Below are 17,487 nucleotides of genomic sequence, written 5' to 3'. Positions count from 1 at the left end.
TTTAGTAAAAAACATTTTGTGCTAAATATTCAAATATCTGATAATCAATAAAATGAATAATTATAACATCGCGTAGCGTGTTATCCTCTTGCTATTCAATCTTTTTTTTAATTATCTTTCCAAATAAACTTAAGCGTTAGATTAAATTAATTAATGTGTTAGATCAGTCTTTTTCTCCAGATAATCTTAGAATCATTCTAGACTTAGAAAATAGAAAGGGAGTATATATTGAAAATAAAAGTTTTTTCGAAAATGATTATTTCCAAAAATCGCGAAAAGTTTCTGAAGAGATAAAATCAGTAAACGAAAAGATTAAAAGAGAGCTCGGTAAGGATCCTTCAGATGAAGATTTATTAAATAAGTTGGAAAATGAAAAAGATATTCTTAAAAAGAAAAGGGATGATGTACTTTATGAAATTTTGAATAAAATTAATAAAAATATTAACAATGATAAATTTACCCTAAAACTTGAACTAGGCGAAATAAAGTTTAAATCTCAATTATATAAATTCAGCAATACGGCTGAAAATTTTTTTGCCTCTAAACAAATTCAAAGGAATATTCTAAAGACATTCAAAGTTAAACAGCAGAATAGAAGAGCCATACTTTCCCAATTAATTCTGCATTTAGAAGATAAATTCCCTAAAGTCATTATTAGAACTGATATTAAAAGCTTTTACGAATCTATTCCGCATAATGATCTTCTTAATAAGATTGATAATAACAATTTATTGAGTTTTCAGACTAAGTACCATATAAAGCATACATTAAATCAATATTGGAAACTCGTCGAATCTCAATTTCCGAATAAATCGTTAAGAAAAGGTATTCCGCGAGGTATAGGTTTTAGTGCATACTTAGCTGAACTTTACTTGAAAAAAATTGATGATTTAATTAAAACATCTGATAATGTAATTTTTTATAAAAGGTATGTAGATGATATAATTATTATATATAGTCCATCAGATAAATTTGAAAATAAATCAATCGATCAGTACAAAAAGAAAGTTTCAAAAATTTTTGAGAACACTACTAAATTAAGATTGCATCCAAATAAAACTAAATGTTTCGATCTTAAAAATAAAACTAAAATAGGCAGAACTTATAAATTAGATTATTTAGGATATCTGTTCATTTTTGGGTGGAAAAAAAATAAAAAAGATGGTGTAATCTTAAAAAGAAAATTGGAGATAAAAATGTCTGAAAAAAAATTAAACCGATATTCTGATAAGATTAAAATGGCATTTCTAGATTATAAGCAAGGGCTAATTAAATACAAAGGTAAGGAAACTCAAATTCGTAAATTATTGATTTCAAGGATTAAATATTTATCAACTAATTCCAGATTGAACAGTAGGAAACAAAATGTTTTGATAGGTATATATTTTTCAAACGAATTCTTGACTGAACCATTTTCTGATCTTACTTATCTTGATACGTTACTTAGAAATGAAATAAATAAATTGCCTACAATCAGGGATAAGGACAAAAAATTAGTAAGAAGATTAAAAACTTTTAATTTTTCGAAAAGCTTTAAGCAGAAAAAGTTTTCAAAATTCAATAATGCTCAGTTTGAGAATGATAAATTATTGAAAATCTGGAAATACTTATGAGAAAAAAAATAAATATCAAATATCCCATTGAGAGAGTGGTTTTATCTGATGTTCTTCCGTATGAAACACCTTTGACTTTCACCAACAGATATTTTTACGATTATTTAATACATAGAAAAAAGATAATAAATAATAGCAATACAACTAAAGCTTTCAACGCAATAGAGAATATACTATTCGGAAGTGGCAAAAAAAATAATCCTTTTTCTTTTAAAGTAAGTCATAAGAAAAAGGAGTTTCGAAGTTTATCTCTTATCCATCCTTTAAATCAGCTTGAAGTAGTAAACTTTTACGATAAGTATAATAATTTGATTATAGATGCTTGTTCGAAAAGTCAATTTTCGTTAAGAAAACCAGCTGTGATCGCAAGACATATTTATTATGATGATCTATTGCATAACAAAAATAAGGATGGTGAACTAGAAAATTCTGTTATAGAACAAGAAAATAGTGAATATGAAAATTTGAAATCATTTTTTAGTTATAAAAAATATAGCAATATTCATCGATTCTTCGAATCCTATGAATTTCATAGATCTGAAAAGAAATTTAGGAGTTTGCATAGGACAGACATTTCAAAGTGTTTTGATAGTATATATTCTCATACTATCTCTTGGGCTTTCTATAATAAAGAAATTATTAAACAAAATATTGAGTTCTCTAGGACAACGTTTCCTGGTAAATTTGATGATTTAATGCAGAAGGCTAATGCTAATGAAACAAATGGAATTTTAATAGGACCTGAATTTTCAAGAATATTTGCAGAAATTATTCTCCAAAGAATCGATATTGATGTTCAAAAAAAAATATATAGTAAGTATCAGTTAGCCCATAAAAAAAATTATGAAATTTTTAGATATGTAGATGACTATTTTATCTTCCACAATTCCGATTTTGACTTAGATAATATATTGAAAACTTTGAAACACTGCTTAAAGGAATATAAACTTTCTATCAATTCTAGTAAATCTAAAAATTTTGAAAAGCCAATCATTACTGAAATTAGTATGGCGAAACAAAAAATAAGTGATTTATTTATAAATCACTTAAAATTCAAAATAGAAGATCCCAAAGAAACAGATATTGCTACCGACACTTCAGATAATTCAGATAATTCAGACGAAAGCAAAGTATACTTTTCATCAAACAATATTATAACTCGTTTCAAGTCAATTATCAAAGAAAATGATATTGAGTATAAAGAGGTGATGAATTACAGTTTGGCTGTGCTCGACAATAAGACCAAAAAGATTATAAAAAATTATCAATCATATTATAAGAAAGGAATTGAGTTAGAAGAGAATCAATTCGAAAAAGCTTTTCTAGAAATTTTAGATGTAAGCTTTTTTCTTTATTCTGTATCTCCTAGGGTCAATTCAACAATTAAAATCTGTTTAATTATAAATAAGATCTTAACCTTTGTAAAAAAGAACAAAAAGAATAAATATCAGGCTCCCTTTTCAATTAGTGCAGAGCACAATATCTTAAAAAAAATATCTGATGAAATTTATCACATACTTGAAAAAAATAAATCAGATGAAGATACTCAAATTGAGAGTCTATATTTATTGATTGCTTTAAGTAATTTAGGAAAAGAATATAGACTATCAAAAGAGTTATTGTACTCCTATTTTAATATTGAAAATAAGAATTCGAAAATTAGATTTAAGAATGATCTCAATTATTTTTCTATAACAGTGCTTATCTTTTACATTAAAAATATTAAAATTTATGCTGATCTGCTCGAAGAGCTAAAAAAAATATTACTTAAGTTATTTTCATCACAAACTCACGAATGGAGAAATGAAACTGAAATTATCTTATTGTTATTAGATGTATTATCTTGCCCATATTTAAATTCCGATACTCCTGAATGGTTAGATTCTAAAATTCAGAATGCAAGTACCCCAAAAAGTAAGAAAAAATACATAACAAGTAAAAAAAAGAAAAAGTATGCTTTCAAAATTAAATTGCTGAATTCCTTGGGATTTAAAGAAAATTGCATTGATATTATAGAATACAGAAAATATTGGTTTACAAAATGGAATAATTTCGATTTTGGACTAGAATTGCAAGCAAAGAGAAGTAAAGAAGTTTATTAACCGCATACGAGCAGCCCTTATAAGGCATCACACACTATAAAAGCGGTTCGAGGTACTCCCTAAAAAGAGTTCTCGCTGGAGTAACATAGTCTCGGGTTACTCCTTTTTTTTATATTTGTAAAACGTGAAATTGACTATATGAAGTCAATTGATATTGAATAAAATGATTCCGATTCGGTGACCTTTTGAAAGCGACTTTCGAAACCTCCCGATTGACAAGGCATACAAGAGCTGGGTAGCGTTCTGCCACCCCGACTTTTTAAACTATCAAATTTTGGTTAATTAAGGGTAATTATATGGTTTTCATGTAGTTACCCTTTTTTAATGCGTTAAATTCTACCAAACGGCACCAGCTATAATGTGAGTTATTCGTGAGTTTTGGTCTTTTTCGTGAGTTAATCGTGAGCTTATTTTTTGTATCTTGATTAGCCCCATGACCCTTAGTACATATTGATCGTTTTGGCTTTCAACCCTTAATTATTGTTTCATTTAAAAAACAAAACGATGCGTACCACTCAAACATTTATGATTTCTTTTTTCATCCGCAAGAAAAAAAACAAACCGGAAGAAGCCCTCCTTTATGCCCGAATATCAGTTAACGGCATTTATATTGAAATGAGCCTAAAACGTAGCTTAGATGTAAGCCGTTGGAACCAATCAGCCTGCAAGCTAAATGGTAGTAGTATGGAAAGCCAACAACTCAATAAAAAGATAGACGATACCAAGGCACTTTTATATAAAGCCTATGACAGCCTGCAAAAAGAAGATCAGGTGATTACCGCCAGTGCTGTAAAGTCAAGATACCTGGGCATTGATAAAAAACACTACACCTTAACCCAATTACTGGACTACCACTCCACTAAAATGAAAGGTGTTTTGAAATATGGAACATTAAAGAATTATACGACAACAGAAACCTATCTAAAGAATTACCTAAAAGAAAAACGTAACATATCGGATATTTATCTCAAACAGATTGATTACCAATTTACGCTAGGTTTCGAGCGATTTCTGGGTGATTTGCCATCATTGAGTAACAATGGCGTCATGAAACATATGGAACGCTTTAAAAAGCTTATGCGCCTTGCTGAAGATCTGGATTGGATTGAAAAGAACCCAACCAAACGGTTTAAACTTCGGTTTCAACATGTGGATATGGTGTATTTATCCAAAGCAGAATTACAAAAGATCAAGGAAAAGAAGTTTAAACGTTCTACGCTTGGCATAAACCGTGATATTTTTGTGTTTTGCTGCTATACCGGATTGCCTTATGGGGATGTCTTGGAACTGAAGAAAAAGCATATTCAAATCGGATTTGATGGTAAAAAATGGATTTATACAAGGCGAATGAAAACAAATAAGTTACTTAGAATCCCACTTCTGGAAGAAGCTGAACGAATTTTAGAAAAATATAAAGAGCATCCACGTGTAAGTAATAGTGATATCTTGCTTCCGGTGTATTCCAATCAAAAAACAAATCACTACTTAAGAGAGATTACCAAAGCTGTCAAAATCAATAAAGCTCTTAGTTTCCATGCGGCAAGGCATACCTTTGCTACAACGGTAACTTTAGCTAATGGTGTACCCATAGAAACAGTCTCCAAGCTTTTAGGGCATACTAAACTATCCACTACGCAAATTTATGCAAGGGTGATCGATTCAAAGATTTCAAACGATATGGATAAGTTGAGGGAGAAATTATAAAGTTAGGTAGCTGAATGCTACCTAACTTTAAACTTAAAATATTACAATTTATGTCTAAGTTGTAATATAGATAAATGATGTTTCTGACTTCACTTAATACATTAATTTTAAAATAGAGTATGACGAAGCACTAAAATTAGAAAAATTAAAAATAATAGTGAATTGCGAGTATCGAATCTCTTTTCTTTTTTATAAATAGTAAACAGATTAAATCCTGAAATAATTAGCCCACAGAAAAAAAGTATTAGTCTTATATTTTCCCACATAAAATTCAATTATTAAATTAAATCCAATCCATACAATCAACAAAATCATATACTGCAAGTGCTGCACCAACATACCCTAAATATTTAACTGCAACTTTTCTAATTACTTTTTTAATCGCTTTCTTTTTCATCTTTTTATTTAATCCGTGACCAAAAAGTTCGAATACCGCCGCAATACCAACAGCATCCATTATACAACCACCCAAAGTATCTCCTTGATATGAATAGGCTTTGGAAATTCCAAATAGGCTTGCAAATTCTATGTCTGTTTCATCCATAAAATTCACCTTCTGGTCTTGATCCAGTTTATCTTCTAGGGCTACAACAATATTAGCAACTACAGAAATTTCTGGTGAATCCATATTTCCAAATTCCTGAATAATGTCGGAATTTGAAAATTCATAAGCTCTTAAAATATTTATGGATGAGTTATGGATTCCTTGTTCAAAATTTACAGCTAATTGCGCCATTGGATCTGGGTTATCATCTATAAAATCAATTGGCACGTCATTATTAGTTTTATAAACCGCATTATTAGATTTCTCTAATTTAGAAAGTTCAAGATTATAAACTTCACCTTCTTTTTTAATTGCATTTTTAAATTCTTGAATAGCAAGATCAAGTTTCTCGTCTCTTCCATCTTCCAGTTCATTATCACTACTACATGACTGTATTGAGAACGATACGGCAACGATAATTAAATTTAGAATAAATAAGCCTAAAATACCTTTTAATAATTTTTTCATTTTTTTGAATATAAGTTAACCCCTACCTTGATATCAGGCGTTTTCGAGATTATTCGCCTAACTAAACAAAACATTATTAATTAGGTCTTATGATTTTACTGATCATATGATAGATGAATCATAATTAAATATTAATGATATTAAATTTAGATAGTTCCAAAGAAAGTTTATTTTTTAAATATTGAAAAGAGGAAAAATACCTTATTTTTTAATATTTAAACCTTAATAATATCAGACTTTGACAATGCAATATATTAAGGAAACTTTCTTTAAGGTAAAGAATATAATTTAGGAATAAAATCGAAAAAATGAATAGCAAGAGGATAACACGCAGAGCGGTGTTATTATTTTTTATTTTACTGATTTTCAATACCTTATAATTTTAACATAAAATATTTTTTACAAAATTTCCAGGAAAACCTTTGGAAAGCCCTATAAATAGGTGTTTTTTTTCGTGAAAAATTAATAAAAATGAAATTTGGGTATTATCCCACCAGTCCTTACCATATTTCCTTTCACTATGTTGCAGTCAAAACGGTTCGTCGAAATGGTCTTGAACATAAGCCAAAAGCAAACAAAAATATTAATGGATTGAAGCGGAATATTTGCTTTTGGCTCACGTTCGCTTTAGCAATATTCTGGAAACGTTGACCGATCTACATTTCATAGGTATAAGTTCACTTTGAATTTTACTGCCTTACCTTTTTGATCTCAAAAGAACAGGATTTAGAATTAGCGGGCGCATAAACCGGTCAGCTACGCTTTCCTATTTATAGCCCTTTTCCTAATCCTAAATCCTGTAGAAGAATCAATATCAAAAAGGTAATGTGACGGCTCTAAGAGAAGTAAATGAAACAAATCTAAACCTATTTCATTTGATCTTTAGTAGTCTTCTATGGAACTAAAAAGGCAAATGCTCTGGATAAAAAAAGTAAATGTGTAGTCGTTTTTAATATTAAAAAAACAATATTAAATTTATACAATATTTTTTTCTATGAAGATTTTCAAGATTTTACAATTTATAATTTTAGCCATTGTACTCCTAACAATGAAAGGATACAGCAAAGGATTAGATGATTCTGAACCTTTTGTTCAAAAAGAAGAAAAAAAAGCCTTAGAAGATACTATTAGAAATTTTGAAGAATCTATACTTGATGGCAAAACAAAAAGAGAAAGCAAAGTGTGGGGGAGCAATGCCGAAAAAGCCTGGTTAGATTACCGTCTTTTTGAGAGCAGTTTGAGAGAAGATTACGATGCCAAAAATTATCTAGAGCAAACCAAGTCTTATTTAAAGGATTCTACTCAGATTTTAATAGTCAAACTTAAAGGCCTTGAAAGTTTAAACGAAAAAGGACTCTTAGAAAAAGATATTTTACAGAATCAAGAATATTATTTAGCCTTACTTGTCGAATTTGAAAATAGTGAATTACCTCCACAAACCTATTTATACTTTGAGAATAAAATAAGGAAAGTAAGCCTTAATAAGACCAATGAAAAATACAAAACAAGCCTTATTCTAAATTTTGTCGGTTTGATAGCTATAGGTGGATTGACCTTCGGTTATTTCAAAAATAAAAAGGAAAAACCTTCTTACACTCTTTTGAGTAGTCAGGAAAAAAAGATTAAAAACTTGATACTGGATGGCAAAACAAATAAAGAAATAGCAGAAGCCCTTTTTATAAGTCTAAGTACCGTTAAAACGCATATTTCCAATATCTATAGTAAATTAGGGGTTAAAAATCGAAAGGAACTACAAACCAATTCTTAATATCCTACCAGTACTAATCCTTTTTTCAGCCCTGAAATTTAATTTTTTTACACCCTCAAATAGTTACTTCGTTTCAAAATTTTGAAATGAAAAAATTAGCTATTATTCTTTGTTTGATCAGCACTTTCTCTGGCTCAAGTCAAAATATATTTACATTATCGGGAAATGTGGAAAATGAAAAGGATGAAAAAGTTTCCCTGGGACAGGTCTATTTATTAAACGAACAAGAACAACTTATCGATTTCAGTGTAATCGAGAATGGGGATTTTTCTTTGGATGCTGAAAGAGGTAAATATCTGCTAAAAGTTGAAGTACTCAATTATGAAATTTTTGAAGAAACTCTTGATTTGGATGAAGATCAACGGCTTGACATTAATTTGAAAAGCCTTCCCGATAATCTGGATGAAGTAAAAATAACGACTAAGCGAAAAACTTTAATTTATAAAAATGGAAGCATCAATATAAATGTTGAAAATTCTGTTTTTGAAACATTGCCACAAGCAAAAGATGTGCTCGCGAAACTTCCTAAAGTTCAGATCAGTCCAGATGGCGAAAATTTGAGCATATTAGGACAGGGAACTCCGTTAATTTATCTCGGAAATCAACAAATTCAATTTCAAGAATTGAATTCTATTCCAGTGACCAATATTAAGAATATCGAGATTATAAATAATCCCAGTGCGCAATATGAAGCCGACGGAAGAAATGTGATCATAGTTCACCTGAAAGATCAGCGCGAAAACGGATTTAATGTGAGTTTAGCTGAAACAGCATCTTTTAAAAGAAGGTTTAATAATTATTCTTCAACCGCACTAAATTATAGAAAAGATAAATTTGCTTTTACTGCTAATTTTGAATATAACCGCTTACATCATTGGGAAAGTAATCAATCAGAATTTACGCTTTTGGATGAGGATATTTATTCCAGCTATAATGTGGTTACATCTGCACCAAGACCACAAATCGTTTCCGGGCTTAACGTATCCTATGATCTTGATGAAGACACCAAACTATCAACTAGCATCAATTTCAGGACGCAGAGTGAGGATTTTCCCATTGAAACAGAAACGTTTTTGAAAGACGGTTTTGAAAGTACAGATATACTTACCCTTACCCAAAATAATGGCGAAAGAAACTATATGACTTCCCAATTAAATTTCAGTAAATCATTTTCTGAAAATCAAGACCTCTTTTTGGGTGGTCAATATTCCTGGTACGGACAGGATTTACAAACGGAAATTTACAATAGTATTAACCAGCAAGAATACCAGTTTGCAGGTTTAAGAGATCAGGATTTTGGTATCAAACGGGGCAGTATGCGGATTGATTATGAAAATAAAACTAGTTCGATATTTACTGTTGCTTTAGGAGCCAGCCTGGCATTGGCTAAGGCAAATGCATATACATATATTAATTCAGAAGCAAAAAACTATGGTTATGAAGAATCCATTTATGCTTCTTATGCCGATCATTCCGGAAACTTTAAAAATTGGGACTATCGCATAGGATTAAGAATAGAGGAAAGCCAAGTGAAGGGAAATTATGAACAAGAACAAAATTTAGTTATAGATCGGAATAACCTCAATTGGTTGCCATCAGTACAATTTAATTATACTCTGGAAAATGAAAATACACTGTCTATAAATTACAAAAAAAGCCTTCAAAGACCCAATTATTCAAATGCCAGTTCAATTAGAGCCTATCTTAATCCATTCCTTGAATTCTCAGGGAACATAAATTTAAGACCAACGTATACTGATGAAGTTTCCCTGAATTACCAATGGAAAAAAATGTCATTTGAGGTGGGTTATTATACCGAAAAAGATCCGGTGTATTATAGCGTCGATTTTAATGAAGCGATGGAGCGTTTAATTATGTCTCCCAATAATTTGGAAAGGGAAAATGGAATATACCTGGAACTTGCGGCACCCGTATCCTATAAATTCTTAACTTCTACCAATTCCCTTTTATTTGCATATTCTGAAATAATGGATGCAGCCGGAATTCAGACATTGAAAGCCAAACCTTTTTTTTATTATTATTCCCATAATGAGATTGATATAATCCCCAAAACTCAATTCGCTATTAACTTTCGGGGACAGACTACCAGACATGAAGGAATTTATAAAAGAAATTCCATGTTTGTTTTAGGAGCATCCTTTTCCAGAACTTTTTTCGAAAAATTGCAAGTGAGTTTAAACTTTAATGACATTTTTCAACAAATGAATTATGGGGAAACCTATCAAATCAATAACATTTATACCAACAGCCTGTTTTTTGCAGACGGACAGGAAATAGCCATAGGTTTAAAATATTCCTTCGGAAAAAATATAAAAGACGCAACTCTAAAGAAAAATGTAGACGAAGAATTGGAGCGACTTAAATAAGTTCATAATTTATGCATAAACTATATTCTGCAAAAATACTACCTTCTTGATGGTCTTTTGAAGTTTTAAATCAGTATTAATGCACCTAGATTGTTCCTAGATAAACAACTTGGAAACCTTTCTAGCTTCCCCCCATAAACATCTCTATTTTTCATTGCGACCGTGGGGAGCAATCAAGATTGTGTCCACAGACACACATCTTGAATTAGAACGTATTTTTGATAAAAAGTACCTATTTCAAATTCGTGTACACTTCCTATGTAACAACCAATGTTAGGAATTTTCAGTAGCAACTTTATTTTCTAGTTCTATACCTTCCAATAATTCCGAGAGCTTATCGACTAAAGCTAATTCTTCGGACGGTATAAGCTGGGTTACAAAACGAAGCACTTCCATAACATTGTATTTGGGGTTGGGTACTTCCAGATCACATAATTGCTCATTCTCTTCTAATGCTACAATACATACCTTAATTAGGTTTGTGATCAAAAACATGAGATCCAAGTGGCTATCAACTCTATAAGTACCCTTATAACATTTTCCTTTTCTACTGGTGTCAGGTGTTAAATGTAACATATGATGTTGCTTAAATTCCTGAAGCCTATTGATGAGTTTTTCCTTTTTCATAACGTTCTTGGTTTTTAAGGATTTGTTTTTTGAGTTTCTTTGAGAAATGAATGTAGTCCGATTCGTTGACCGTTTTTTTGGTTATATTGTTATTCATATTGATTTGACTTTCATTTTCATTGCTAGTTTTGGGCTAAGGGATTTGGAAAATATAACGTAAAATTTTTTTTCGGGAAACATTTTAAATATTTACGAAAAAACCGATCCATTTGGCGTTTCAGTATTAGAAAGAAAAAATAGATCAAACTGTTTGATAACAAATTTTAAAGAAGTTGAAATTAATATAGGCTTAAATCACGGTTTTATATTTAAAGCTTTAGACGAATAGATGAAGCCAACAATTAAATGGACAAATGGAAACTACAAGTAGCTCAAAATGCAAAACTCCCTTATTACGAATTGCTATTCTACTTTGTTTTCTCTGAAATTATTGTAAAGTTTATTTTGGTGGTCTATTACTTTTAGCTGATAAAACTGATCAATCTTTCTTGTGAAAATATCCAGTTCGTCAGTAACTATATTTATCAAGTCGGCATACTCCCTTAAATCAGTTTCATCCAATTCTGAATGATTTTTTAAGTTCTCATTCAATCCCATTAAAGTGGTTAAAGGTTTCCTTATTACATGTGAGATATCATAGGTTATCTGTTCTAGAATAGTTTCATATTCCATGATACCCGATATATCCATAAGAGTTCCAAACCAAACAATTGTTTCTCCATCAATACGCTTAGGTATAACTCTAACTTTATACCATTTAATCTTAGTATTAGGGGATATAACACGAAAATTAAATTTATAAGGACTTAGAGTAGTTGCAGATTTTCGCATACTCTTTCTAAATTCTACTACATCTTCAGGATGAATATAGTTTAAAAAACTCTTCGGCTCATTTCTCATTTTTTCGAGAGAGAGATCTTCATGTACATCTTTTATTCCTTTACTTATAAAATCGAAACTAATTTCAAAATCATCCTGAATTCTCAATTGAAAAATTACGCCAGGAGTATTATCAAGTATTTCCTTTAATCTGGTAGCGCTAAATTCAATATTTTTCTGTTGATCGATTAATACTTTTCGAGTATTTAAGTACTCTGTAGTCTTATTTGCTAAAATTTTTAAAGCCTCTTTTTGATTATCTTTTAGACTATTAGGTTTTTGATCGATAACACAAAGTGCACCAAGAACGTGACCGGAAGAACTTTTAATTGGGGCTCCGGCATAAAAACCAATATGTGGATAACCGGTAACTAATGGACTCGTTTTAAAACGTAAATCTTCTGATGCATCTTTTATTTCGAAGAGCGAAGAAGTGCCATCTATTAGGTAATGACAAAACCCGTCCTTTTTTAAAGTTTGTTTAAGATCAATGCCATAAACCGATTTAAACCATTGGCGATCCTTGTCTACAAGGCTAATTAAAGAAACAGGTGTTTCACATATTAATGAAGCAAGCTTTGTGATTTCATCAAATTTCTCTTCTGGATCGGTGTCTAATATCTTATAACTGTATAAATCCGTGAGCCGTGCAAATTCGTCCATAGATATAAATTTAATAACGCATTTTAATAAAAAATTATATCAAAAATAAATAATATTACATTTTAATAAATTTTTAAGATAAAATTTAAAATACCTTAATTCATGTATTTGTTAGTGATTATATATAATTACTTAGCTAAGCACCACTCCTACTCCAATTTTCTGTAATAAGTATTGATTATGGTCGATTACTAATAAATCGTTGGTCTGACTAAGTTTTAAAAGCATTGTAAATAATAAATCGATATCTGCATAATGCAACCCGGTGCTGGGTTCATCCAAAATCAATAATTCATTTTCAGTTTTATTCTGAAACCAATTTAAGAGTAATAATCGTTGTTTTTCCCCAGAAGAAAGCGATTTTACCGGTTGCTCTAAACGAAGATGAGCTAAGCCTATTTCTTCTAATTCTTCTATTAACTGAAGTATTTTTGAAGGCATATCTGTAACTGCTAACCACTCTTTAAATTCTTCTAAACTCATTGCTAACACCTCAGCTATATTTCTTGAGGCTACCTTATACCTTAAAATTTCTTCTCTATAGCGATTTCCATTACAGACTTCACAAATCTCGATATAATTAGCAGCAACATCTAAACTTGTTTCTACATACCCTGATCCTTTGCAATTAGGACACTGACTCGATTTTGTTTTATAAGAAAAATCTTTTGCTTTTAATCCGCTTTCTTTAGCGAATACTTTGCCGATTACTCTTAATAGATCTAAATACGAAACTAATAATGTAGCATTATGAGCTTGTAGCTTTTTAGGCTGGAAATATTGAGCGCCTCTATATTCTTTGGGGAATTGAATGGTTTCGCAGTTTATCGCTTCTCCTTCCTCAATGCTTGGTATTAAAATATCTTTTACCATAGTAGTTTTCCCTATTCCCGATTTTCCGGTAATAGCAGTAATTCCTTTTGCCGGAATTGCTAACGAATCTTTCACAAGCGAATGTTTAGCTAATTTCTGAATTGAAATTTTAGAATCTGCCGATTTTAATTCTAAATCGGTTTTCGATGATTTCAAATAGGGATGACATTCAGCCGTTTTTAGATACTCTTCTGGGCTGCCTTGGAAAGTAACTGCTCCTCCGTTTGTTCCTGCATTTAGTCCTATTTGCACTAAATTATCGGCTGCTAAAAGTAATTCTTTATGATGCTCAATAACAATTACTGTATTTCCTTTGGCCACTAATCCTTTTAGCAAATCGATTAAATCGGGTATATTTTGTTCCGATAATCCTGCAGAAGGTTCATCCAATAAATATGTAATTCCTTTTAGCGGACTGTTGAGTTGTTTTATAAGCGAAACTCGTTGTTGCTCTCCTCCACTAAGTGTACTCGATTTTCGGTTCAATTGTAGATGATCGATATGTAACTGTCTTGCTCGCTTCAAGGTATGTGAAAGATGCTCCTGAAGTTTTTCAAGTAATTGCTTATCTATTTCAGTACTCGGTTTAGCTTCTGAAATCCATTTTTCAAATTCATTAAAATCCATCAACTTTAAATCGTAAATAGATTTTTTATCTATGAGAACTTTTAAGCGTTCCAGTTTCAAACCACTTCCTTCACAATGGCTACATTTCGAAGTAGATAATAAACTTCGTAAATGTTGAATATTCTTATTCTTCCGTGTCAAAAAATATTCATCCATCAAATACGTAAATAGTCCTTTCCAGACCATTTTTACTTGTTGTGTTCCTTCCCTAGATTTGGTTTTAAAATGCCATTCGGCTTCCCAAGTCTTATCGGGTATTCCCTTAAAAATTATATCTTTTTGTACTTCATTTAAATCTTTAAAAGGAGTTTGTAAACTAAAACCATAAGCTTTGCCGATTACTTCAACAATTGCCATGTACTGTCCGCCGGCTTGTCCGTAATAAAACAAGGCTTTATTATGTTCAAATAAACCTTCAACAATACTTAAATTTTCATCTACTACAAGTTTAGAAACATCTGGTAATAATTCTTCTCCTAATCCATCACAAACCCCACATTTACCCAATTCATGATTTGTAGAAAAATGGCTTGCCGACCATTCGTGGCCATCAAATTGTGCTTTTCGAGAAAAAACAAAGCGCCAACTTTTATCAATATCGGTTTGTTTGGCAATATCAGATCGATCTGAAAAGTTTTTTTCTTTACGAGTCACACAAATACTCGGAGTTAATCCATTAATATGGTCTACTTCAAATTGATAGTTAACTCCTACTCGATTTTGCTGATAGCTCGAAAATTGTTTACTCATTTCTTGCATTCCGTAACCATGCAGGGTATCGATTACTAGAGACGATTTTCCCGAACCAGAAATTCCGGTTACTACACTTAATTGCTCTTTCGGGAAACTAATATTTATATCTTTTAAAGCATGCGTTCGAGCTCCTTTAATAGAAATATGCTGAGTTTGCTCAACCTCATCAATAATCGATTCTTTCTCCTTATTTTTTTCTGAATTATCAACTAAAACATCGCAGCTTGATTGAAATAAAGCATGATTTTCAAAACAAACAATTCCTGCAGTTTGGATTTTAAGCTGCTGCAGCGCCTCTAATAATTGTATCACATTTAGTTGATGCAACCCAATACTAGGCTCTTCTAATATTATAAGTGTATTTTTAGCCGGTTTTGCGAAATGTTTAGTCAGTTTTATTCGTTGAGCTTCTCCTCCTGATAAGGTGTTTGAAGGCTGACCAAGTTTTATATAGCCTAATCCTAACCGAATCATTAACGATAGTATTTCGGCTAACTTTTTTTCTTCTTTAAAAAATTCAAAAGCTTCTGAAATACTCAAATTGTAGATTTCAGCGATATTTTTTTTATTCCAGGAAACTTTTAACACTTCAGGTTTAAACCGTTTCCCATTACAAGTAGGGCACGTTTGATTGATGGTTCCCATTACACTCATTGATAATGTAATTACACCCGCACCTTCGCAACGCTCGCAACGTCCTGCTTTATTGTTGAATGAAAAAGCACTTTTAGTAAGTTGTAATGTTTTTGCTTCTGAAGTTTTAGCTAATAAATCGCGTATTTTATCGGCAATTCCAGTATACGTTGCCGGATTACTCCGCGGAGTTTTCCCAATGGGCTGATCGGATACGGTAAGCCGATTTACATTTGCTTTCTCACAATAATCTTGCAGATGCTGTACAACTGCTGCTGTTTTTCTACTTATAACCGAAAGTCCATTTGTTTTTGGTTGAAAATCGTCAATGCTGACTATTTTTTGTTCGGAACTTACCGCTGAAGGTTCGGCTTTTAAAACTTCTAAAGTAGGACTATTCGTTACATCTGCTTGAAGAAATTTTTCTGTTGAACCATTAAAAATAACTTCTCCACCTTCAATTCCCGCTTTAGGTCCTAATTCCAAAATCCAATCCGATTTCTGAATTAAATTCAGATCATGTTCTACAACCATCACCGTATTCCCACGGCTAATTAATCGATGTAAAATATGGTATAAATGCTTTTGATAAGCAGGAGATAAACCTATAGATGGTTCATCAAAAACATATAAAATACCTTGCAAACTGCTATTTACTTGTTTTATAAGTTTAATACGCTGCCCATCTCCAGATGAAATTTGCGTACTTGGCGTACTTAACTTATAATGATCCATTCCTAGCCGAATAAAATCATACAACTGTGTACATAATTTTTCAACCAAAACCTTCTCGCCACCATTCAGCGTCAAGCTTTTCAGTTTATCAAACAACTGCTGAAGCGGCAACTCCATCCATTCCTGAAAATTTAGTCCTTTCCATTTAAATTTCAAATGCTCAGGCTTTATTCTCGCACCATTACATTTTGGACATTTTTTAGAGCTTACAAAACGTAGAATACTTTTGTTCCTATCTAAACGAAGAATATTGATCATAATAGGTAATATTCCTTTGTAATAGCCTATTTCACGGGGTTTTGCTTTAAAACCTTCCCACCGCAGTCGAGACTCCAAGCTATGTTTTCCGTAGTAAACCTGAATACGATCGCTTCCATTCAAAATTACATTTTGTTGCTCAGCGCTCAAATCTTTCCAAGGAATATCTACATTAAATCCATGTGCTTCACATACTTTATTTAGCTCCTCTACGGTAACCTGTGAATATACAATGTAACCGCCTGGCAAGGTAGTCACAATAGCTCCTTCCCGCAGCGTTTTGTTTTCGTCGCCAACCAATTTTTCCAAATCGATATATTCAGCTTCTCCTATGCCTCGGCAGTAATCGCAAGCGCCTTTTGGATGATTGAATGAAAATAGTGATTTACTCATTTTTTCTTCTGCGGAATAACGAGCAAATAAAATCCTGAAAATTGGAGTTAATTCTGAAAGTGTTCCGAAAGTAGCATTTATCGACTGAAATCTTTTGGACTGTTCAACCTTAATCACCGGAGGAAGTTCAGCAATTGTATCGACTTCTGCCGTTGGAATACCAGTAGCATTTTGCTGATTATAGGCTGGTAAACTTTCTAAAAAATAGCGGTAACCCTCATTCCCAATTACGCCCATCGCTAAAGATGATTTCCCAGAACCCGATAATCCGGTCACCACGATTAAGCGATTTTCGGGAATTTCTAATGATATATTTTTTAAATTATTTTGATAAGCGTTTTGTATGCGCATAAAGGGTATTTTCTTAAAGGAAATCAAATATATAAAGATTTAAAAGGCTTGTGAAAAAGTGACTTTATCTTTAGATATGTCAATTATAGAATAGGTTTAATAATTACTT

9 protein-coding genes are annotated in these 17,487 nt (G+C 31.5%); 5 read left to right on the top strand and 4 right to left on the bottom strand.

What is annotated here, in order from left to right:
• Window positions 1-155 precede the first annotated feature (155 nt).
• From drt3a to QWY91_RS03515, 3 genes are all read left to right on the top strand, one after another.
• On the top strand, window positions 156-1,613 hold the full coding sequence (gene drt3a / locus QWY91_RS03525; protein ID WP_290231761.1) for an antiviral reverse transcriptase Drt3a: 1,458 nt from the start codon (window positions 156-158) through the stop codon (window positions 1,611-1,613).
• The gene (gene drt3b, locus QWY91_RS03520) at window positions 1,610-3,715 is read left to right on the top strand and encodes an antiviral reverse transcriptase Drt3b (protein ID WP_290231759.1); all 2,106 of its coding nucleotides are present in this window, start codon (window positions 1,610-1,612) and stop codon (window positions 3,713-3,715) included. The genes drt3a and drt3b overlap by 4 nt, the downstream gene beginning before the upstream one ends.
• A gap of 504 nt (window positions 3,716-4,219) precedes the next feature.
• Window positions 4,220-5,419 carry a site-specific integrase gene (locus QWY91_RS03515; RefSeq protein WP_290231758.1) on the top strand — a complete coding sequence of 400 codons (1,200 nt, stop codon included), beginning with the start codon at window positions 4,220-4,222 and terminating at the stop codon, window positions 5,417-5,419.
• Between the two features lie 283 nt (window positions 5,420-5,702).
• On the opposite strand, the gene QWY91_RS03510 is transcribed toward QWY91_RS03515, so the two are convergent.
• Window positions 5,703-6,431, bottom strand: coding sequence for a hypothetical protein (locus QWY91_RS03510; RefSeq protein ID WP_290231755.1), 729 nt, complete (start codon window positions 6,429-6,431; stop codon window positions 5,703-5,705).
• Between the two features lie 994 nt (window positions 6,432-7,425).
• On the opposite strand from QWY91_RS03510, the gene QWY91_RS03505 reads away from it, so the two are divergent.
• Both QWY91_RS03505 and QWY91_RS03500 read left to right on the top strand, forming a co-directional pair.
• Window positions 7,426-8,199: a response regulator transcription factor gene (locus tag QWY91_RS03505; RefSeq protein ID WP_290231754.1), complete on the top strand. Its 774-nt coding sequence runs from the start codon at window positions 7,426-7,428 to the stop codon at window positions 8,197-8,199.
• An 86-nt stretch (window positions 8,200-8,285) separates the two neighbouring features.
• Complete coding sequence (locus QWY91_RS03500; protein ID WP_290231752.1) at window positions 8,286-10,586, top strand: outer membrane beta-barrel family protein; 2,301 nt, start codon at window positions 8,286-8,288, stop codon at window positions 10,584-10,586.
• Between the two features lie 273 nt (window positions 10,587-10,859).
• Here QWY91_RS03500 and QWY91_RS03495 read toward each other — a convergent pair whose 3' ends face one another.
• From QWY91_RS03495 to QWY91_RS03485, 3 genes are all read right to left on the bottom strand, one after another.
• On the bottom strand, window positions 10,860-11,213 hold the full coding sequence (locus tag QWY91_RS03495) for a hypothetical protein (RefSeq protein WP_290231750.1): 354 nt from the start codon (window positions 11,211-11,213) through the stop codon (window positions 10,860-10,862).
• A gap of 402 nt (window positions 11,214-11,615) precedes the next feature.
• The gene (locus QWY91_RS03490) at window positions 11,616-12,755 is read right to left on the bottom strand and encodes a GAF domain-containing protein (RefSeq protein ID WP_290231749.1); all 1,140 of its coding nucleotides are present in this window, start codon (window positions 12,753-12,755) and stop codon (window positions 11,616-11,618) included.
• Window positions 12,756-12,887: 132 nt separating this feature from the next.
• Window positions 12,888-17,378, bottom strand: a complete 4,491-nt coding sequence (locus QWY91_RS03485) for an ATP-binding cassette domain-containing protein (protein WP_290231746.1) — start codon at window positions 17,376-17,378, stop codon at window positions 12,888-12,890.
• Window positions 17,379-17,487: the final 109 nt, after the last annotated feature.

This window comes from Zunongwangia endophytica, assembly GCF_030409505.1.
Lineage (GTDB): Bacteria > Bacteroidota > Bacteroidia > Flavobacteriales > Flavobacteriaceae > Zunongwangia > Zunongwangia endophytica.
The sequence above is the reverse complement of the archived record's forward strand: the minus strand, read 5'-3'. Positions and strand labels throughout refer to the sequence as shown.

Coding starts and splice junctions, on each gene's coding strand:
- drt3b (WP_290231759.1), top strand. CDS start 1,610: ATGAGAAAAAAAATAAATATCAAATATCCCATTGAGAGAGTGGTTTTA.
- QWY91_RS03515 (WP_290231758.1), top strand. CDS start 4,220: ATGCGTACCACTCAAACATTTATGATTTCTTTTTTCATCCGCAAGAAA.
- QWY91_RS03510 (WP_290231755.1), bottom strand. CDS start 6,431: ATGAAAAAATTATTAAAAGGTATTTTAGGCTTATTTATTCTAAATTTA.
- QWY91_RS03505 (WP_290231754.1), top strand. CDS start 7,426: ATGAAGATTTTCAAGATTTTACAATTTATAATTTTAGCCATTGTACTC.
- QWY91_RS03500 (WP_290231752.1), top strand. CDS start 8,286: ATGAAAAAATTAGCTATTATTCTTTGTTTGATCAGCACTTTCTCTGGC.
- QWY91_RS03495 (WP_290231750.1), bottom strand. CDS start 11,213: ATGAAAAAGGAAAAACTCATCAATAGGCTTCAGGAATTTAAGCAACAT.
- QWY91_RS03490 (WP_290231749.1), bottom strand. CDS start 12,755: ATGGACGAATTTGCACGGCTCACGGATTTATACAGTTATAAGATATTA.
- QWY91_RS03485 (WP_290231746.1), bottom strand. CDS start 17,378: ATGCGCATACAAAACGCTTATCAAAATAATTTAAAAAATATATCATTA.